Raw genomic sequence first — 20,422 nt, 5'->3', positions numbered from 1 at the left:
ACAAGCGGCCGGGTCCTCAGAACAGCACGCTCATGAAGGCACCGGTCTCCTGGAACCCGACCCGGCGGTACGAGGCCCTCGCCGGGGTGTTGTAGTCGTTCACGTAGAGGCTGACGACGGGTGCGACGTCCGCCAGGGCGTACTGGAGGACGGCGGCCATGCCCGACTCGGAGAGACCCTTGCCGCGGTGCTCGGGGGCGACCCAGACACCCTGGATCTGGCAGGCCTGGCGGGTGGCGGCGCCGATCTCCGCCTTGAAGATCACCTTGCCGTCCTCGATACGGGCGAAGGAACGGCCGGCGCCGACGAGCTCGGCGACCCGGGCCTGGTAGAGCAGTCCGCCGTCGTTGGCGAGCGGGGAGATGCCGACCTCCTCGGTGAACATGGCCACGCACGCGGGCATGATCACCTCCATCTCGTCCTTGCGGACGCGGCGCACGAGCGGGTCGGGCGCGACGGTCGCGGAGGGCTCCTCGGCGACCATCAGCGGCTGACGGGCGCGGACGTCCCGCGCGGGGCCCCAGCTGGGCTCCAGGAGCCGCCACAGCTCGGTGGTGGGCTCGGCGGGCCCGACGATGGAGGAACAGCGGCGGCCGGTCCTGCGCGCCCGGTCGGCGAAGGCGCGAACGGCCTCGGGCGTCGCGCAGAGCGGCACGAGGTTGGCACCGGAGTAACAGAGCGACCGCAGCCGCCCCTCGCTGTACCAGCCCCACATCTCGCCGCCGAGGCGCCAGGGATCGAGCCCGGCGACCTGGACGCGGGCGGTCACGAAGGCGTTCTCGACGGGGGCGCTCTCCAGAACGGCGAGTGCGGCGCCGAGGTCGGCGGGTTCGAGGACCCGGGTGGCGGGTTGTGTCAGCACGAAGGGGGCCTCACCGTACGGTTCTACGTGGTCTCCGCACTTTACCCCTCTCGCCTGTGGCGGGGCCCTCCACGCACACGAAGCCCCCTCCTCCCCGGAGGGAGGAGGGGGCTTCGGGAGGGACCGGGGATCCGGGAGGAACCGGGCCTTCGGGACGAGCCGGAAACACTCAGCCCGCGACGGCGACCGACGGTTCGCCGCTGGCGACGCCGTCCTTCTCCATCTGCTCGGCGATCTTCAGAGCCTCTTCGATGAGGGTCTCGACGATCTTCGACTCGGGGACGGTCTTGATGACCTCGCCCTTCACGAAGATCTGGCCCTTGCCGTTGCCGGAGGCGACGCCGAGGTCGGCCTCGCGGGCCTCGCCCGGGCCGTTGACGACGCAGCCCATGACGGCGACGCGCAGCGGGACGGTCATGCCGTCGAGGCCGGCGGTGACCTCCTCCGCGAGCTTGTAGACGTCGACCTGGGCGCGGCCGCAGGACGGGCAGGAGACGATCTCCAGGCGGCGCTGGCGCAGGTTCAGCGACTCCAGGATCTGCATGCCGACCTTGATCTCCTCGGCCGGCGGCGCGGAGAGGGAGACGCGGATGGTGTCGCCGATGCCCTGGGACAGCAGCGCGCCGAAGGCGACGGCCGACTTGATGGTGCCCTGGAAGGCCGGGCCCGCCTCGGTGACGCCGAGGTGGAGCGGGTAGTCGCACTGGGCGGCGAGCTGACGGTAGGCCTCGACCATGATCACCGGGTCGTTGTGCTTGACCGAGATCTTGATGTCGCGGAAGCCGTGCTCCTCGAAGAGGGACGCCTCCCAGAGGGCGGACTCGACGAGCGCCTCGGGGGTGGCCCGGCCGTACTTCTTGAGCAGCCGCGCGTCGAGCGAACCGGCGTTGACGCCGATGCGGATCGGGGTGCGGGCGTCGGAGGCCGCCTTGGCGATCTCCTTGACCTTGTCGTCGAACTGCTTGATGTTGCCGGGGTTGACGCGGACGGCCGCGCAGCCGGCGTCGATCGCCGCGAAGACGTACTTCGGCTGGAAGTGGATGTCGGCGATCACCGGGATCTGCGACTTCCGCGCGATGACCGCGAGGGCGTCGGCGTCGTCCTGGGTGGGGCAGGCCACGCGCACGATCTGGCAGCCGGAGGCCGTCAGCTCGGCGATCTGCTGCAGCGTGGCGCCGATGTCGGACGTGCGGGTCGTGGTCATCGACTGCACGGAGACGGGTGCGTCACCGCCGACGGCCACGCTGCCGACCTGGATCTGGCGGCTCTTGCGCCGCTCGGCGAGCCGGGTCGGGACGGTCGGGATACCGAGAGAAATCGCGGTCATCTTTTGTGCAACCTCAAGGTTGTGCGTCGGCGGGCTCAGGTCTCCGAGGTTACCGCCCCGGGGGCGGGGGGCCGGACACCACCGGGTCCGGCCCCCCTGTGGACTACGTGATCTTCACCGGGTTGACGAGGTCGGCGGCGAGGACGAGCAGCGTGAAACAGACGAAGACTCCGGCCACCACGTACGCGGCGGGCATCAGCTTCGCCACGTCGAACGGGCCCGGGTCGGGGCGCTTGAAGATCCGGGCCGTGTGACGGCGTACGGACTCCCACAGGGCACCCGCGATGTGACCGCCGTCGAGCGGCAGCAGCGGGAGCATGTTGAACAGGAACAGCGACACGTTGAACCCGACGAGCAGGTTCATGAACATCACGAGGATCGTCGTCGGCGGGGCCTCGACGGTCATCAGTTCACCGGTGATGCGGGCGGCGCCGACGACGCCGACCGGCGAGTCGTCGGCGCGCTCGCCGTCGCCGAAGGTGGCGTCCCACAGACCGGGGATCTTGCCGGGGAGGGCGATCACCGAGTGGACGCCGTTCTCCAGCAGGTCGCCCATGCGGTCGGTGGTCTCGACGAAGGTGAGGGGCGCGACCTCGGTCTTGGACTGGAAACCGAGGTATCCGGCCGGTTCGTAGTCGAGCGGCTGGACGACCTTGCCGTCCTCGTCCTTCTTCGGCACCTCGTTGGAGACGAGGGTGGGGTGCAGGTCGATGCGCTGCCCGGCCCGCTCGACGGTGACCGTCGCCGGGCCGATGGTGTCGCGGATGCGGTCGGACAGGGTGTCCCAGTCGCTCACCGGCGTGCCGTTGAAGGCGACGATCTTGTCGCCGTCCTTCAGACCCGCCTTGAAGGCCGGGGAGACGGGGTCGCCCGCCGCGCACTTCTCGCGCTTCTCGCTCTGCTTGATGACGCACTTCTGGACGGCGGCGACGTCCGTCGTCTGGCCCTCGATGCCCAGCGTCATCATCGAGCCGAAGAACAGCGCGACCGCCAGGACCAGGTTCATGAACGGTCCGGCGAACATCACGATCACGCGCTTCCACGGCTTGCGCGTGTAGAAGAGCCGGGTCTCGTCGCCGGGCTTGAGCTCCTCGTACGAGGCCTCCCGGGCGTCCTCGATCATCGAGCGCCAGGGCGAGGTGGAGCGGGCCTCGATCTTGCCGTCCTCGCCCGGCGGGAACATGCCGATCATGCGGATGTAGCCGCCGGCGGGGATGGCCTTGATGCCGTACTCGGTCTCACCGCGCCTCTTCGACCAGATCGTCGGGCCGAAGCCGACCATGTACTGCGGCACGCGGATGCCGAAGAGCTTGGCCGTGGAGAGGTGGCCCAGCTCGTGCCAGGCGATGGAGACGAGGAGGCCGAGGGCGAACAGCACGAGGCCCAGGATGTACAGGAGCATTTCGGTCATGCGCGGGCCTCCGCTGTTGCCTTCGCTGCGAGCTCTCGGGCCCGGGCTCGCGCCCAGGTCTCCGCTTCGAGGACGTCCGGCACGGTGAGGGAGGTTCCCGCGGCGGGAACGCCGTGCTCCGCGACGACCGCTGTGACCGTATCCATGATTCCGTTGAACGGCAGCCGTCCGTCGAGGAACGCCTCGACGCACTCCTCGTTGGCCGCGTTGAAGACGGCGGGGGCGGTGCCGCCCAGCTCGCCGACGTGGCGGGCCAGGCCCACCGACGGGAACGCCTCGGTGTCGAGCGGGAAGAACTCCCAGGTGGAGGCCTTGCTCCAGTCGAAGGCGGGGGCCGCGTCCGGGACCCGCTCGGGCCAGCCGATGCCGATGGCGATCGGGCCGCCCATGTCGGGCGGGGTGGCCTGGGCGAGCGTGGAGCCGTCGGTGAACTCGACCATCGAGTGCACGTACGACTGCGGGTGGACGACGACCTCGATGCGGTCGAACGGGATGTCGTAGAGGAGGTGCGCCTCGATGACCTCCAGGCCCTTGTTGACCAGGGTGGCGCTGTTCACCGTGATCACCGGGCCCATCGCCCAGGTCGGGTGGGCGAGCGCGTCCTCGCGGGTGACGTGGGCGAGCTGCGCGCGCGTACGGCCGCGGAACGGGCCGCCCGAGGCGGTGACGACCAGCTTGCGGACGTCGGCGCGGGTGCCCGCGGCGAGCGCCTGGAAGAGGGCGGCGTGCTCGGAGTCGACCGGGATGATCTGGCCGGGCTTCGCGAGCGCCTTCACCAGGGGGCCGCCGACGATCAGCGACTCCTTGTTGGCGAGGGCGAGGGTACGGCCGGCTTCGAGGGCGGCCAGGGTCGGCGCGAGGCCGATGGAACCGGTGATGCCGTTGAGGACGGTGTGGCACGGCGAGGCGGCGAGCTGGGTGGCCGCGTCGGGGCCGGCGAGGAGCTCGGGCAGCGGCTCGGAGCCGTACAGCGCCTTCAGGGCCGTACGGAGCTCCTCCACCACGTCCTCGCGGGCCACGGCGACCGCGGCGACCTTCAGCCGGTGCGCCTGCTCGGCGAGCAGCGCGACCCGGCCGCCCGAGGCGGCCAGGGCGGTGACCCGGAAGCGGTCGGGGTTGCGCAGCACCAGGTCGATGGCCTGCGTGCCGATGGACCCGGTCGAGCCGAGGACGACGATGTCCCGGCGTCCTTCGGAGACGTCGAAGGCGATATGCGGGTCGGCGAGAGGAGAGGGGCGGTCGCTCATGCCCCCCATTCTTGCCGCAAACGCCGTGCGGTCTTCACGGGGTGTGGACAAACGTGTCGAAGACCCGGTGGAAGTCGGGGAACGTCTTCTTCACACAGCCGGGGTCGTCGAAGGTGATGCCGGCTGTGCGCAGGCCGGTGACCGCGAACGACATGACGATCCGGTGGTCGCCGTGAGTGGCGATCTCGACGGGCCCGGCCGGCGTTCCGGGGTGGATCTCGATCCAGTCGGGGCCGGTCTCGACGGTGATGCCGAGGCGGCGCAGGTTGTCGGCACAGGCGTCGAGGCGGTCGCACTCCTTCACCCGGGTGTTGGCCACGTCCTCGATGCGGACCGGGCCGTCGGCGAAGGGCGCGATGGCGGCGAGGGTCGGCATGGTGTCGGAGATGTCCCGCATGTTGACCGTGAGGCCGCGCAGGGTTCCGGTGGAGCGGACGGTGGTGCCCGTGGCGGTGATGTCGACGTCGGCGCCCATGCGGCGCAGCACGTCGACGAAGCCGAGGTCGCCCTGGAGGGCGCCGGTGCCGAGACCGGGGACGGTGACGGAGCGGCCGGGTGCGAGAGCGGCGGCGGCGAAGAAGTAGCTGGCGGTGGAGGCGTCGGGCTCGATGCCGTAGGCACGGGCGCGGTAGCCGGTGGGGGCGACGCGGTAGGTACGGCCGCCGTCCTCGGTTCGCTCCTCGGCGATCTCTGCTCCGAAGTCGCGCATCATCGCGAGGGTGATCTCGACGTACGGCTCGGACACCAGGTCGGTGACGGTGATGTCGAGACCCTCGGCGGTGAGCGGACCCAGCATGAGGAGGGCCGTCAGGTACTGGGAGGACTGGCCGGCGTCGAGGGTGAGCGCGCCGCCCTTCACGCCGTGGGCGTGGACGTCGAGGGGATGGTGCCCCTCCTGCCCTCCGTGCCGCAGGTCGACGCCGAGCTCGCGCAGGGCGGTGCTGAGCGGGCCGAGGGGGCGCCGCCGCATCTGGGCGGAGGCGTCGAAGCGGTAGGTGCCGTGGCCTGCGGCGGCGAGGGTGGGCAGGAAGCGGGCGGTGGTGGCGCCGTCACGGCAGTAGACGTCGGCGGAGTCCGCGCCGGGGCCGGCGGGGCGGCCCTCGATGTGCCAGGCGTCGCTCTCGCGGCGGACGGCGTAACCGAGGGCGGTCAGACCCTCGGCGAAGCCCTCGGTGTCGTCGGAGACGAGGGGGCGGAGGAGGGTGGTGGTGCCCTCGGCCGCGGCGGCGAGGAAGAGCGCGCGGGCGGTGACGGACTTGGAGCCGGGGATGTGGATGACGGTCACGGGATCATCCTGCCGTGCGGCACGGGGCCGTCGCGCCGCGGTCCGCACCGTGGACGGGGGTGAGCCGTGCGGGACTGCGGGCCGCGCCTCGCGGGGCGGTGCCTCGCCACCGCCGCAGGGGCGATCGTCCCGCTCGGGGGTCCCCCTGGACGAAGTCCTGGGGGCGGGTGGGCGCCGTTCCGTTGCGCCCACCCGTTCCGTCCCGGCGGATGCCCCGACGTGGGGCCGGGGCGCCGGGGGTCAGGGGACTCGGCGGTGGGCGTTCGGTTCCGTCGAGGGGCCCGGTGTCGCGTCCGCGATCCACGGGCCCTCGTCGCCCGGGTCCACGATCCCCTCCTCCAGCCACTCGTACCGGCCCGCCAGGACCCCCTCGGCGACCCGCCCGTCGACCTCGTCCGTGTTGGACCGGAGCCGTCCGAACAGCTCCTCGATCCGCAGGCGGGCCTGCCGGCAGAACGCGTCCGCGAGCTGCTGGGCCTCCCGGCCGTGGTCGCCGGTGGTGCGCAGGAGTTCGGCCCGTACACAGGCCGCGCTCATCGCGAAGAGTTCGGCGCCGATGTCGACGATCCGGCCCAGGAAGGCCTGCTTGAGCTCCATGCGGCCCTGCCAGCGGGACATCGCGTAGAAGGTCGAGCGGGCAAGCCTGCGCGAGGTTCGTTCGACGTATCGGAGATGCACCGCCAGCTCGCCGAACTCGCCGTACGAGCTCGGCAGTTGCCCCGGACCCGTCACGAGTCCCGGCAGCCAGCGGGCGTAGAAGCCGCCCGCCCGCGCGCCCGCTCTCGCCTTGTCGGCGAGTGACTTCCCGGGGTCGATGAGGTCCCCCGCGACGGAGAGGTGGGCGTCGACGGCCTCGCGGGCGATCAGCAGGTGCATGATCTCGGTCGAACCCTCGAAGATCCGGTTGATCCGCAGGTCGCGCAGGACCTGCTCGGCGGGGACGGCGCGTTCGCCGCGGGCGGCGAGGGAGTCGGCGGTCTCGTAGCCGCGGCCGCCCCGGATCTGGACGAGTTCGTCGGCGATGAGCCAGGCCATCTCGGAGCCGTACAGCTTTGCGAGGGCGGCCTCGATGCGGATGTCGTTGCGGTCCTCGTCGGCCATCTGGGAGGCGAGGTCGACGACCGCCTCCAGGGCGAAGGTGGTGGCCGCGATGAAGGAGATCTTGGTGCCGACGGCCTCGTGGCGGCCGACCGGCCCGCCCCACTGCTCGCGGACGCCCGCCCATTCGCGGGCGATCTTCAGGCACCACTTGCCGGCGCCCGCGCAGGTGGCGGGGAGCGAGAGCCGGCCGGTGTTGAGGGTGGTGAGGGCGATCTTGAGGCCGGCGCCCTCGGGGCCGATGCGGTTCTCGGCGGGGACCCGGACGCCGTGGAAGCGGGTGACGCCGTTCTCGAGTCCGCGCAGGCCCATGAAGGCGTTGCGGTGCTCGACGGTGATGCCGGGCGAGCCGGCCTCGACGACGAAGGCGGTGATGCCGCCGCGATGCCCGTCCGAGGCGGGCACACGGGCCATGACGACGAGCAGGTCGGCGATGACGCCGTTGGTGGTCCAGAGCTTCACGCCGTCGAGGACGTACGTGTCCCCGTCCGGTACCGCCGTGGTGGCCAGCCGCGCCGGGTCGGAGCCGACGTCCGGCTCGGTCAGCAGAAACGCGGAGATGTCCGTACGGGCCAGCCGGGGCAGGAAGGCGTCCTTCTGCTCCTGGGTGCCGAAGAGTTTCAGCGGCTGCGGTACGCCGATCGACTGATGCGCGGAGAGCAGGGCGCCGACCGCGGGGCTCGCGGAACCCACGAGCGCGAGGGCCCGGTTGTAGTACAGCTGCGTGAGGCCGAGACCGCCGTACTTCCGGTCGATCTTCATCCCGAGCGCGCCGAGCTCCTTGAGGCCGGCGAGCGTCTCGTCGGGGATGCGGGCCTCGCGCTCGATCCGCGCGCCGTCGATCCGGGTCTCGCAGAACGTGCGGAGGGCGGCCAGGAAGGCCTCGCCGCGCCGGGCGTCCTCGTCGGCGGGGAGCGGGTGGGGATGGACGAGGTCGAGCCGGAACCGGCCGAGGAAGAGTTCCCTGGCGAAGCTCGGCTTGTGCCAGTCCCGCTCACGTGCGGCCTCGGCGGTCTGCCGGGCCTCGTGTGCGGTGACCTTGGGCCGCTGGGTGGGGGCGGACATGGACACCTCCTCGGTCTCACTGTCCGTCGTACCCGATTTCTGCGGGTACGGACAGGCGGAAGACCGGCCGGAGCCCCGGCCGTACGGCGAAAGGCGGCCCGAACCCCCGCACAGTGGGTTCGGACCGCCCGGTCTCGTGGACGTGCGCCGTACGAGGTACGCCGCGCGCCGCGCGCCGTACGCCTAGAGGGCGAGGCCCGTCAGGACGAGGACGCGCTCGTAGGTGTAGTCGTCCATCGCGTACTTGACGCCCTCGCGGCCGACGCCGGAGCGCTTGGCGCCGCCGTACGGCATCTGGTCGGCGCGGTACGAGGGGACGTCGCCGACGATCACGCCGCCGACCTCCAGCGCGCGGTGGGCGCGGAAGGCGGCCTGGAGGTCGTGGGTGAAGACACCGGCCTGGAGGCCGAAGTCGGAGTCGTTGACCGCGGCGAACGCCTCGGCCTCGCCGTCGACCCTGGCGATGGTCAGGACCGGGCCGAAGACCTCGGCACGGGCCAGCGTGACGTCCGCCGGGAGCTCGGTGAGCACGGTCGGGGCGTAGGTCGCGCCCTCGCGCTTGCCGCCCACGAGGAGCTTGGCGCCGGCGGCGACGGCCTCGTCCACCCAGGACTCGACGCGCTTCGCGGCGGCCTCGTCGACCAGCGGGCCGACGTCGGTGGCGGCGTCGGACGGGTCACCGGTGACCTGCGCCTCGACGGCGGCGACGATCTTCGGCAGCAGGCGGTCGTGGACGGAGGAGTCGACGATCACGCGCTGGACGGAGATGCAGGACTGGCCGCCCTGGTAGTTGGAGAAGGTGGCGATACGGCTCGCCGCCCAGTCCAGGTCCTCCTCGGAGGACCAGTCGGGGAGGACGACGGCCGCGGCGTTGCCGCCGAGCTCCAGGGTGCAGTGCTTGTGGGGCACCGACTGCTGGATGGCGTAGCCGACGGTGTCGGAGCCGGTGAACGAGATGACCGGAAGGCGCTCGTCCTTGACGAGGGCGGGCATGCGGTCGTTCGGCACGGTCAGGATCGACCAGGAGCCGGCCGGCAGGTCGGTCTCGGCCAGGATCTCGCCCAGGATCAGGGAGGAGATCGGAGTCGACGGCGCCGGCTTGAGGATGATCGGGGCGCCGACGGCGATGGCCGGGGCGACCTTGTGGGCGCTGAGGTTCAGCGGGAAGTTGAACGGCGCGATGCCGAGGACGACACCCTTGGGGATACGGCGGGTCAGCGCGAGGCGGCCCGCACCACCGGCCTCGGTGTCCAGGCGCTGGGCCTCGCCGGCGTTCCAGCGGCGGGCCTCCTCGGCGGCGAAACGGAAGACGGAGACGGCACGGCCTACCTCGCCGCGGGCCCACTTGATGGGCTTGCCGTTCTCGGCGGAGATCACCAGGGCGATCTCCTCGGTGCGCTCGGCGAGCCGCTTCGACACGTGGTCGAGGGCGGCGGCGCGGACGTGCGCCGGGGTCGCGGCGAACTCGTCGACGACGGCGTGCGCGGCGGCGACGGCCTCCTCGACCTGGGCCTCGGTGGGCACGCTGACCTTGCCGACCAGACGTCCGTCGAAGGAGTTCGTGACGTCGAAGGTGGCCTCGCCGGTGGCCTCGCGGCCGGCGAGCCAGAAGGCGTGGGTGGTCGTCATTGCGTCCCGGCCCTTTCCGTATCGGGGGGTGCGAGCGATTGCTCTCGTGACACGTTAGGGCCGGGGCGGCGGGCGTGGGCTTGTCCGGTGTGGAGTGATGGGTCGGAACCTCTGTCCGAATTGGCCGAAGAGGGGGAGTCGCCTCAGGGGACGGGAGCGTTCTGGGGCCGCCACACGGGAGAACGTTCGGGCGGCGCCGCACGGGAGGAGGTGCTGCGAGGCGAGAACGATCAGGAGGTGCGCGGGAAGACGATCAGGAGGTGCAGAGGACGGCCAGGAGGTGGCGCACCGGAGGCCGCCGGGTCATCCGCGCCGTTCCGTCGAGACGATGAGACAGACTCCGCCGACGACGATCGCGCCGCCGAGGACGATGGGCCACGACAGCGCCTCGTTCAGGACGAGGGCACCGAGGGCGACCGCGACGACGGGGTTCACGTACGCGTACGTGGCGACGAGCGAGAGCGGTGCGGCCTGCAGGAGCCACGCGTACGCGGTGAAGGCGATCAGCGAGCCGAAGACGATCAGATAGCCGAGCGCGACCCACGAGCGGGTCGAGATCTCGGCCAGGTCGAGGCCGTGGTGCTCGCCCCGGAACAGGCCGAGGGCCGCGCCGGCGAGACCGCCCGCGATCATCTCGTACGCACTGGCGGTGAAGGGGTTCGCGGGCATCGGGAGGCGCGCGGAGGAGAACGACCCGACGGACCACAGCAGGGTCGCGACCACGACGAGGACGACCCCGCCGACCTTCACCTCACCGCTGATCCCCGGCAGGGTGAGCACGGCGAGCCCCACGAGCCCCAGGAGCACTCCGGCGAGACCGCCCGCGCTCGGCCGCCGGCCGGTGGCGGCCTTCAGGATCACGACCCAGGCCGGGACGACGGAGATGAGGAGGGCGGCCAGGCCGGAGGGTATGGAGGTCTCGGCGAGGACGACGAGGGCGTTGCCGCCGAGGATCAGGAGCAGACCGACGAGCACGGCCGACCCGAGCTGCCGCCGGTCGACCTTGAGGGCGGCGGGACCCTGTCGCCAGGCGATGATCCCGGCGAGGAGCAGGCCGGCGGTGACGAAGCGGACGCCGGAGGAGAGGAACGGCGGCATCGTCTCGACGGCGATCCGGATGCCGAGGTACGTGGAGCCCCAGACGACGTACACGATGCCGAGCGCGGCCCAGACGGCCCCGGAGATCCGACGGGTCGCGGCGGCGGTCGCGACGGCGGGGACGGGCGTCGCGGTGAGCCCTGCGGTCGCGGTGGTCACGGTCGTCGGGGTGGTCACGGTCGTCGCGGTCGCACGCGCGGGGGTACGGGACTCGGGTTCGGGAGCGGCCTGGGGTGCCTCGGGGGCCGGATCGACGGCGGGGCTTGTCATGAGCAGGAGAGTAGGGACTGAAAGGCCCGATGACCAAGAGAATTGCCCGCATTCGGGCAGGCGGAGGCCTGTACGCGGGCGCGCGGTGAACGTTTTCGGGTAATGACAGGATGTCCGGACCCGCCGCGGAAGCGGTGGAGGGAGACGAAACACAGGGGGACTCGCATGATCGTGCTCGCGTTGACCGGCGTCCTGGTGCTCGCGATCGGAGGCTGCGTCTGCGTGGTGTGGGCCGCTCGGGGCGGCCCCCGCTGGGTGCGAGGGGTCGCCGCCGTGACCCTGGCGCTCGGGAACGTGGTGCGCAGCGGCAACCGACGCAGGAGGGTCGGGGGCGGCGGGGACGACGGCGGCGGGGACAACTAGGGTCCCTGCGGCACCGGGGACGGAGGCGCCCAGCGGGGGCCGCACCACGGACGGCACGCGGCGGGGAGACCGACCACCACCAGCCGCGCTACTCCACCACTCCGCTACTCCGCCACATCGCTACTCCGTGCCGTCCTCCCCCGTCGCCTTCAGCGCCAGCCACAGCTCCATCCGTACGTCCGGGTCGTCGAGCGAGCGGCCGAGGATCTCCTCCACCCGCCGCATCCGGTAGCGCAGGGTGTGCCGGTGGACGCCCAGGTCGGCCGCGGCCGCGTCCCACTGGCCGTGCCGGGAGAGCCAGGCGCGCAGCGAGGCGACGAGATCGCCGCGGCCCGTCGCGTCGTGGTCCCGGAGGGCGCGGAGCATCCCGTCGGCGAAGGCGCGGACGGCGTCGTCGGCGAGGAGCGGCAGGACCGAGCCCGCCGCGAGGTCCTCGTGCTCGACGAGAGCCTTGCCGCGCCGCCTCGCCACCGAGAGGGCCTGTTCCGCCTGCTTGTACGCGGTGGCGGCGGTGATCGGGCCGGCCGGGGCCGAGAGGCCGATGGTGAGGCCCGCGTCCTCGGCGTCCCGTTCGGCGTAGCCCTCGCAGGCGGCGACGACCGCGCCCGCGTCGCCGGCGAGGACGACGAGCCGCTGTTCGCTCTCGGGGACCGCGAGCACCGCCTCGCCCGCGCGTGCGGCCGCCGACTCCAGGGCCTCGGCGAGGACCTGCAGCGCCGGCTCGCCGGTGGGGTCGCCTCCGGCGGGTTCGGCGACGAGGAGCCGGAAGGGGGCGTCGAGCAGCCCGCCGTACACATCACCGGCCACCGCACGCGCGTGGTCCGGCTGACCGGCGAGCATCATCTTCAGGACCGCGGCGCCGAGGCGCTGTTCGGCGGCCTGGAGCGAACGGGAGCGTTCCGTCGTGAGGGTGAGCAGGGCGATCGCCGAGTGCACCGCGTACCGCTCGGCAGTCCCGAGGGGTGCGCCGGTGCCGACGGCGAGGGCGCCGCGGACGCGCCGTCCGGTGCCGAGCGACTGGAGCTCGACGCGGTCGTCCGTACCGCCGACGACGGCGCTGGCGGGCGCGGGCCGGTCGCGCAGCCGCTCGACGTCGGGGGTGAGGCGGGCGGCCCGGCGCGCCGCCCAGTCGGGCGACACGGCGACGACGGTGCCGGAGGTGTCGTAGAGCGCGGCCCAGCCGTCGACGTGGGCGGCGAGCCGGGCGACGACGGCCTCGGGGCCTTCGGCGAGCGCGGCGCGGGTCAGCTCGCGCTGGGCCTCGAAGCCGGCGGTGACGGCGCGGTACTGGTCGGCGGAGATGGCCGCGGACACGGCCTTGCTGATGGCGAGGAAGGGGGTCCGGCGCGGCACTTCGAGGAGGGGCAGGTGCTCGTCGCGGGCGGCGTCGAGCAGGGCGGGCGGGATCTCGTCGTAGTTGACCCCGACGGCGAAGCCGAGCCCGACGACCCCCGCGCCGAGCAGCCGCCGCACGTAGCGGCGCATCGCCTCCAGGTCCTCCGCGTCGAGCGTGAGCGCGGTGGTGAGGAGGAGCTCGCCGCCCTCCATGTACGGAACGGGGTCGGCGAGCTCGCTGACGTGCGCCCAGCGGACGGGGGTGTCCAGCCGGTCCTCCCCCGCCCGGACGACGAGCTTCAGGGAGGAGTGCTGGACGAGGGAGGCGAGGGTGGGCGGCATTGGGGACCGTCGGACCTTTGAGCGAGGGGGCGCCGCTCAGCCGAGCGGCGCCCCCGATTGTGCCAGGGCGGACCGATGCCCGCTCCGGCTCGGGACGCGCGGATGACGCACCGCGGGACTCGACGCCGCCCCCGGTCCGCCCCGACCCGTCTCAGCCCCGCAGGTCCACGAGCAGGGGCGGCGCGTGCTCGCCCCGCACATGGGTGAGGGACAGAACGGCGTGCCCGGCGGGGACGTCGTGGGCGAGATCGGACGCCGACCACCGCTGCCGCTCCACTTCCCGTACAGTCACGGCTTCGGCGGTCGTCGCCTTGCCGGTGACGAGACGCCGCATGAAGTGCAGGGCCTTGGTGAGAGGCTCGTCGGAGATGATCTGCCGGTTGGTGACATCACGGGTCTGCACCCATTCGGTGCCCCATGTCTCCGCAAACCGCCCGCCGTCCCACGGCGCGATGCCGGAGAAGGCCATCCGGCAGCCGACCGCCCCGAGCAGCGGACCGCGCAGCGCCTCGGGGACGTCCTCCAGGCTGCGCAGGGCGAGAAGCACGCCCGCGTTGGCCGAGCGCAGCCGCTGGAGGGCACGGACGGACTCGCCGGTGACGGTGTACGTGGCGTCGTCGAGGACCAGGCAGGCGAAGAGGGAACGGTCTCGACGGGCGAGAGCGGCCTCGGCGAACTGGGCCAACAGCAGCCGGGAGACGATCCGTGAGGCCTCGGCATGTCCGCGCTGGGGGAGGTCGACGCGGACACGGAGAGGGTGTTCGACGGCGCGGAGGGAGAACTGAGGGCCCTCGCCCTCCGAGCGTTCCGTCCGGAAGAAGCGGGCGAAGGCGGGCCGGTCGAGGAAGGCGATGCGCTCCGCGAGCAGGACTCCGACTTCGTCACCGCGTTCCGCCTGGCGCTGCCGGGCATCGAGCTCGCGCAGCTGGGCGGGGTCGTCCGCGACGGCCTCGCGCAATGCGGCGAGCGCCCCGGGCGTCCCGGCGAGCAGCTCGCGCAGCTCGGGCACGCCGGGGAAGCGGCCGTACGCGGCAAGGAACGGCCCGATCAGCTGGGCGAGCGCGGTGGCGGCCCGTCGGCTGTCGGGGACCAGGTCCCCGACGAGCCCCTCGGCAAGGATCCGGGCGGCCTCGTCGGGGTCGTCGGCCCCGCCGTACAGGTCGAGGTCGTGGGTGGACTCGGGCCGCCCGATGGAGACGACCACGTCGAAGGACCCGTCGGAGCCGACCGACGCGCCGTGGGAGGTGACGGCCACGACGACGGCGCGGTTGGCGAGGGCCTGCAGACAGAGTGACTCGACGACGGGACGGACGAGGCGCACCGTCTTCCCGGCCCCGGCGGGCCCGACGGCCAACAGCGAGGTCCCGAGAAGACCTGGTTCAAGGGCGACGCCTGTGGTGCGGCGCGCGTACGGGTTGCGGGGGTGGTCGGCGACTGTGCCGATGAGCACCTGCTCGGTGGCCAGGTCGTGGGTGGCGGTCCGAACCGGTAGGTCACGCAGACCCGAGGGGTGACCGCAGGCGGCGGCGCCCCGGCTGCGCACGGCCTCGGTGAAGGCGGCGAGCCGCTCCGGCCGGGTGCGCACGCCCTGCCAGGCACGGCGGATCCGGGCGTAGTCGACGTCCCCGAGCACACCCTGGCGGGTGGCCTCGGCGAGCTGATCGGCGGTCGCGGCCAGGCCGGCGTCGCGCAGCTCCGGCCACCCGACGGGATCTACGGCCGATGAGGCCGGACGCGTCGGGGTGGCGGCCGCCGAACCCCCGGCATCCAGACGCCGCCGCACGGGAGGCCAGACACCAACCCGCCCGATGGCCGCGACGAGGGCGGCGATCAGGAGCACGTAATAGACGTTCGAAAGCCAGGCGAACCAGGTCACGGTGCGCGGCATCTCACGCCAGACGCCCGGCAGGAGTACGAACACGGGCCATACAGGAACGCCGTAGCGCTGCCAGACCTCACGCCAGTTGCCCACACGGCCGAAGCCGAGAGAGAACAGGCCGAGGATGACGCCGTACCAGAGAAACTGCGCTGCAAGGTACAGCTCCAGGTCGGAACTCTGAGGGTTCCGCCAGTCCGCAGGCACGAGCCACAGCATCGGCAACTGCCACCAGTTGTCGACGAAGATCCATCCTCCCTCGAGGTAGCCGTTCCACAGCAACGACCACAACAGCCAGCCACAGAGGTATGCGATCACCGCTCCCGTGATCAGCTGGCGACCCGCCACCACGTCCGGCTCCTGCTCGGGCCGCTCACGGTGCCCGAGCCGCCAGACGCCGACAGCGGCGGCGGGGCGCGGGATCCGGAGCCAATCGGCGATGCCCATACGAGCAGGCGGTTGAGACGGGGGTGGCGGCACACGGGGCGATGCCTGCTGCACCTGCCCGCTCTGCCCCGCGTACGGCACAGGGGGTGGCCCCTGGGGCGGCGGGCCGGACGGCACGGGTGGACCCGCCGGACGCGGGACCGCCGCACCCCCCCGGGTGTCGCGCGACTCGTACGTGCCGTCGGTCTCCATGAACCCCTGCCCCCTGACCAGCCAGGTCGCCGTCTCTGTGCCACCGTCAATCTAGTGGCCCGGGGACGCCCCGGAGGGGTTTCACCCACCCGTGTGCCCGCGCACCGGCGGGAGCCTCCGCCGGTGCCTGTGTCCGCGCACCGGCAGGAGTCCCGCGCCCGTGTGTCCCCGCACCCGCAGGAGCCTCCCTTCACCCCGCCCTATCCATCCCGGACAACGACACACCCCCCACCACTCCCGATCGGCGCATGCCCCCGCCCCTCCCCCGCGCCTAGCCTGCGGAGGAAACCCGCAAGTGCGTCCAGAACACCCCCAGGAGCCCCGCATGAACGCTGTCCCGCAGGAGCGGCGCATCGTCACCGCCATCCCCGGTCCGAAGTCGCAGGAGCTTCAGGCCCGCCGTCTCGACACGGTCGCCGGTGGCGTGGGCTCCACGCTCCCCGTCTTCACCAAGCGGGCCGGCGGCGGCATCATCGAGGACGTCGACGGCAACCGTCTGATCGACTTCGGTTCCGGCATCGCCGTGACCTCGGTCGGCGCCTCCGCCGAGGCCGTCGTGCGCCGCGCCTCCGCGCAGCTCCAGGACTTCACCCACACCTGTTTCATGGTGACGCCCTACGAGGGTTACGTGGAGGTCTGCGAGGCGCTCGCCGAGCTGACCCCGGGCGACCACGCCAAGAAGTCCGCGCTGTTCAACTCCGGCGCCGAGGCCGTCGAGAACGCGGTCAAGATCGCCCGTTCGTACACCAAGCGCCAGGCCGTCGTCGTCTTCGACCACGGCTACCACGGCCGTACGAACCTCACGATGGCGCTGACGTCGAAGAACATGCCGTACAAGCAGGGCTTCGGTCCGTTCGCGCCCGAGGTCTACCGCGTGCCGGTGGCCTACGGCTACCGCTGGCCCACCGGCCCGGAGAACTGTGGCCCCGAGGCCGCCGCCCAGGCGATCGACAACATCACCAAGCAGATCGGCGCCGACAACGTCGCCGCGATCATCATCGAGCCGGTCCTCGGCGAGGGCGGCTTCATCGAGCCGGCCAAGGGCTTCCTGCCGGCGATCGTGAAGTTCGCCAACGACAACGGCATCGTCTTCGTCGCCGACGAGATCCAGTCCGGCTTCTGCCGTACCGGCCAGTGGTTCGCGTGCGAGGACGAGGGCATCGTCCCGGACCTCATCACCACCGCCAAGGGCATCGCGGGCGGTCTGCCGCTCGCCGCCGTCACCGGCCGCGCCGAGATCATGGACTCCGTCCACGGCGGCGGTCTGGGCGGCACCTACGGTGGCAACCCGGTGGCCTGCGCCGCCGCGCTGGGCTCCATCGAGACGATGAAGGAGCTCGACCTCAACGCCAAGGCCCGGCGCATCGAGGAGGTCATGAAGGCCCGCCTCACCGCCATGCAGGAGAAGTTCCCGGCCATCGGTGACATCCGTGGCCGCGGCGCCATGATCGCCATCGAGCTGGTCAAGGACCGCGAGACCAAGGAGCCGTACGCGGAGGCCGCCGCCGCGCTGGCGAAGGCCTGCCACGCCGAGGGTGTGCTGGTCCTGACCTGTGGCACCTACGGCAACGTGCTGCGCTTCCTGCCGCCGCTGGTCATGGGCGAGGACCTGCTGAACGAGGGCCTCGACGTCATCGAGAACGCGTTCGCCCAGATCTGACCCAGCGGGTCCGGCAGCGGACCTGTGGCAGGTCCGGACACGGACCGGAGTTCGGTCGCGGTCCGGACCGGGGGCCGGGACCGCAGCTTGGACCGGGGCCAGGACCGCAGCCCGGACCGGGGTCAGGGGCGCGGTTCGGGTCGGATCCGGGCCGCGGTTCGCATCGGAGTTCGGATCGCAGTTCGGATCCGACCTCGGATCTGACACTCCGTGTGAAGACTGTGTGGGGGGCCGATGGCGGGACGCGTTTCCGGCTGTCGGTCCCCCCTTCTCTGACGTACGGTTTCTGCAGATGAGAGAAACACCCCGGGCGGAGCCTCCCCAGCCCCGCCCACACCGTGCCGTCGCGCACACCCCTGGAGCCTCGTGCTCCGGAACTCCTCACCGATCGGACGGCCGCCCGCCCCACACCCCCCGGGGCGTGCGGCGATCCGATCCTCTCGGCCGCTCTGGAACCACCCCCCCTGTTCCAGGGCGGCCGGCTCTCTTCTCGGCGCTCGTCGCCCTCGTCGTCGTGACCTGGCAGGTGCTCGTCCACGGCCCCTTGGCCAGGCTCGACGAGCGGGTGTCCCGGGCCGTGGTGGACTCGGCCCCCCGGCGCCTCTCCGAACTCGCCGCCGACCTCGGCAACATGACCGTCGCCCTCCCCGTCCTCGCCTGCGCGATGGCGTACGCGGTGTGGCGCGGCCGACGGCTCGCCGCCCTGTACGCGGGTCTCGCCATGGCGGCCGTGCCCCTGCTCGTGATCCCCCTCAAGGAGTGGACGGCCCGTCCCGGTCCGCTGGAACCCTGGGCGCACGGCTACTACCCGTCGGGGCACACGGCCACGGCCGCCGTCGCCTACTTCGGCGCGGCCTTCCTGGTCTCGAAACGCCTGGTCCCCGTCGCCGCCGTGCTGACGGCGGTGACGGGGACCGGGCTGGTGCTGCGGGGTTTCCACTGGCCGCTCGACGTGCTGGCCAGCCTCTGCCTCTCGCTGCTGATCCTGGCGGTCAGCTCCAGTTGTACGCGTCGAAGTTGTTCGAGAACTGCCACTGGTTGTAGCGGTCCCAGTTGATCGACCAGGTCATCAGGCCGCGCAGGGCCGGCCAGGTGCCGTGGGTCTGGTAGGTGCCGCAGTTGGTCTTCCTGGTCAGGCAGTCCAGGGCCTTGTTCACCTCGGCCGGGGCCGTGTGGCCGTTGCCCGCCTGGGTGGAGGCCGGGAGGCCGATCGCGACCTGTTCGGGGCGGAGGGCCGGGAAGACGCGGTCGGTGTTGCCCGCGACCGGGAAGCCGGTGAGCAGCATGTCGGTCATCGCGATGTGGAAGTCGGCGCCGCCCATCGAGTGGTACTGGTTGTCGAGGCCCATGATGGAGCCCGAGTTGTAGTCCTGGACGTGCAGCAGGGTGAGGTCGTCGCGCAGGGCGTGGATGACCGGCAGGTAGGCGCCGGCGCGCGGGTCCTGGCCGCCCCAGGGGCCTGAGCCGTAGTACTGGTAGCCGAGCTGGACGAAGAAGGTCTCCGGAGCCATGGTCAGGACGAAGTTCTGGCCGTACTTGGCCTTGAGGGTCTTGACCGCCTGGATCAGGTTGACGATGACCGGGCTGGTCGGGTTGCGGAAGTCGGTGTCGCCGGTCTGGAGGGACAGCGAGTGGCCCTCGAAGTCGATGTCGAGGCCGTCGAGGCCGTACTCGTCGATGATCTTCGAGACGGAGGAGACGAACGTGTCGCGGGCGGCGGTGGTGGAGAGCTGCACCTGGCCGTTCTGGCCGCCGATCGAGATCAGGACCTTCTTGCCGGCGGCCTGCTTGGCCTTGATGGCCGCCTTGAAGTCGGCGGCCGACTCGACGTTCGGGCACTCCGTCGCCGGGCACAGGCTGAAGCGGATGTCGCCCGAGGTCACCGAGGTCGGCTCGCCGAAGGCGAGGTTGATGACGTCCCAGGAGGCGGGGACGTCGGCCATGCGGGTGTAGCCGGAGCCGTTCGCGAAGCTGGCGTGGAGGTAGCCGACGAGGGCGTGTGCGGGCAGGCCGGGGTTGCCCGGGTTGCCGCCGCTGGTCGTCGTCGCGCTCACGGTGGCCGACTTCGGGGACTCGCCCGCGCTGTTCACGGCGCTGACCTGGAAGGTGTACGCGGTGGAAGCGGTGAGTCCGGTGACGGTGGCCGAGGTGCCGCCGACCGTCTGGACCTTGGTCGTCCCCCGGTAGACGTTGTACGAGGTGGCGCCGGAGACCGCGGACCAGGTCAGCGGGACGGTGGTGGAGGTCGGGGAGCCCGCCGCGAGGCCGGTGGGGGCGGCCGGGAGCTGCACCGGGTCGCCGCCGGGGCCGAAGAGGGAGAGGTCGTCGGCCTGGTAGGCCGGGGTGCCGTACCAGCCGTGGGTGTAGATCGTGACCGAGGTCGTCGAGGCCCCCGTCGTGAACGAGGTCGCGAGCCGCTGCCAGTCGGGGGCGGAGCCCGTCCAGGTGGAGACGTCGGTGGTGCCCGTACCGGTGGCGCCCAGGTAGACGTAGCTGCCGCGCACCCAACCGCTGAGCGTGTAGGAGGAGTTGGGCTTGACGGTGACGGTCTGGGAGCAGCGGGCGTTGTCGCTGCCGGCGGGGGTCGCCTGGAGTGCCTTCGTGCCGCTGTGGGTGGGGGTGGAGACGACGGCGCCGCTGCCGGCGGTGCAGGTCCAGCCGTCGAGGCCGGCCTCGAAGCCGCCGTTGCGGGCGAGTTCGGCGTCGGCGGCCTGGGCGGCGGGGCCGAGCGCGGCGAGTCCTCCGGCGGCTAGGACGCCCGCGAGGAGCAGGGTGAGAGGTCTGGCGCGGTCCACAACTGCCTCCGGGGGTGGGGGAATCGACGTGGGAGCGCGCCACAGCATGGTCCAGACCAATCAAGTGGTCAAGACCTCTGCCCTCGACGTCCGCACGGCGGACGGACCGATCCGCCCACC

14 protein-coding genes are annotated in these 20,422 nt (G+C 72.1%); 3 read left to right on the top strand and 11 right to left on the bottom strand.

Translation table 11 applies throughout. The annotated features are described in order from the left end of the window. Window positions 1–16 precede the first annotated feature (16 nt). The 8 genes from IF00_RS0127060 to IF00_RS0127025 form a co-directional block, all read right to left on the bottom strand. Window positions 17–862 (bottom strand): GNAT family N-acetyltransferase, encoded by an 846-nt coding sequence (locus IF00_RS0127060; RefSeq protein WP_030322408.1) that lies wholly within the window; start codon window positions 860–862, stop codon window positions 17–19. 169 nt (window positions 863–1,031) lie between these two features. Continuing rightward, the gene (gene ispG / locus IF00_RS0127055; RefSeq protein WP_030322406.1) at window positions 1,032–2,189 is read right to left on the bottom strand and encodes a flavodoxin-dependent (E)-4-hydroxy-3-methylbut-2-enyl-diphosphate synthase; all 1,158 of its coding nucleotides are present in this window, start codon (window positions 2,187–2,189) and stop codon (window positions 1,032–1,034) included. Window positions 2,190–2,292: 103 nt separating this feature from the next. Next, entirely contained in the window at window positions 2,293–3,600 is a 1,308-nt protein-coding gene (locus IF00_RS0127050) for a M50 family metallopeptidase (RefSeq protein WP_030322405.1), read from the bottom strand. Further along, the gene (gene dxr, locus IF00_RS0127045; RefSeq protein WP_030322403.1) at window positions 3,597–4,847 is read right to left on the bottom strand and encodes a 1-deoxy-D-xylulose-5-phosphate reductoisomerase; all 1,251 of its coding nucleotides are present in this window, start codon (window positions 4,845–4,847) and stop codon (window positions 3,597–3,599) included. Before dxr ends, IF00_RS0127050 begins: the two co-directional genes overlap by 4 nt. A gap of 34 nt (window positions 4,848–4,881) precedes the next feature. Then, the gene (gene aroA, locus IF00_RS0127040) at window positions 4,882–6,132 is read right to left on the bottom strand and encodes a 3-phosphoshikimate 1-carboxyvinyltransferase (protein WP_030322401.1); all 1,251 of its coding nucleotides are present in this window, start codon (window positions 6,130–6,132) and stop codon (window positions 4,882–4,884) included. A gap of 240 nt (window positions 6,133–6,372) precedes the next feature. Continuing rightward, window positions 6,373–8,295 carry an acyl-CoA dehydrogenase family protein gene (locus IF00_RS0127035; protein WP_030322400.1) on the bottom strand — a complete coding sequence of 641 codons (1,923 nt, stop codon included), beginning with the start codon at window positions 8,293–8,295 and terminating at the stop codon, window positions 6,373–6,375. 183 nt (window positions 8,296–8,478) lie between these two features. Continuing rightward, window positions 8,479–9,924 (bottom strand): aldehyde dehydrogenase family protein, encoded by a 1,446-nt coding sequence (locus tag IF00_RS0127030; RefSeq protein WP_030322398.1) that lies wholly within the window; start codon window positions 9,922–9,924, stop codon window positions 8,479–8,481. 303 nt (window positions 9,925–10,227) lie between these two features. Further along, window positions 10,228–11,292: an EamA family transporter gene (locus tag IF00_RS0127025; protein WP_245234651.1), complete on the bottom strand. Its 1,065-nt coding sequence runs from the start codon at window positions 11,290–11,292 to the stop codon at window positions 10,228–10,230. 165 nt (window positions 11,293–11,457) lie between these two features. On the opposite strand from IF00_RS0127025, the gene IF00_RS0127020 reads away from it, so the two are divergent. After that, window positions 11,458–11,655, top strand: a complete 198-nt coding sequence (locus IF00_RS0127020) for a hypothetical protein (protein WP_030322395.1) — start codon at window positions 11,458–11,460, stop codon at window positions 11,653–11,655. Window positions 11,656–11,775: 120 nt separating this feature from the next. Here IF00_RS0127020 and IF00_RS0127015 read toward each other — a convergent pair whose 3' ends face one another. Beyond that, window positions 11,776–13,332 (bottom strand): PucR family transcriptional regulator, encoded by a 1,557-nt coding sequence (locus IF00_RS0127015; RefSeq protein ID WP_030322393.1) that lies wholly within the window; start codon window positions 13,330–13,332, stop codon window positions 11,776–11,778. A gap of 151 nt (window positions 13,333–13,483) precedes the next feature. Next, a complete protein-coding gene (locus IF00_RS0127010; RefSeq protein WP_063740695.1) occupies window positions 13,484–15,655 on the bottom strand; it encodes a type IV secretory system conjugative DNA transfer family protein in 2,172 nt (723 codons plus the stop codon). Between the two features lie 517 nt (window positions 15,656–16,172). Between IF00_RS0127010 and gabT the strand changes: the two genes are divergently transcribed. Both gabT and IF00_RS0127000 read left to right on the top strand, forming a co-directional pair. Further along, entirely contained in the window at window positions 16,173–17,507 is a 1,335-nt protein-coding gene (gene gabT, locus IF00_RS0127005) for a 4-aminobutyrate--2-oxoglutarate transaminase (protein ID WP_030322389.1), read from the top strand. Window positions 17,508–17,799: 292 nt separating this feature from the next. Continuing rightward, window positions 17,800–18,564 carry a phosphatase PAP2 family protein gene (locus IF00_RS0127000; protein WP_078944864.1) on the top strand — a complete coding sequence of 255 codons (765 nt, stop codon included), beginning with the start codon at window positions 17,800–17,802 and terminating at the stop codon, window positions 18,562–18,564. Here the strand turns inward: IF00_RS0127000 and IF00_RS0126995 are convergent. Further along, window positions 18,500–20,350, bottom strand: a complete 1,851-nt coding sequence (locus IF00_RS0126995; RefSeq protein WP_245234650.1) for a chitinase — start codon at window positions 20,348–20,350, stop codon at window positions 18,500–18,502. The genes IF00_RS0127000 and IF00_RS0126995 overlap by 65 nt on opposite strands. Between the last annotated feature and the right edge of the window lie 72 nt (window positions 20,351–20,422).

Source organism: Streptomyces flavochromogenes, assembly GCF_000717595.1.
Lineage (GTDB): Bacteria > Actinomycetota > Actinomycetes > Streptomycetales > Streptomycetaceae > Streptomyces > Streptomyces flavochromogenes.
The sequence above is the reverse complement of the archived record's forward strand: the minus strand, read 5'-3'. Positions and strand labels throughout refer to the sequence as shown.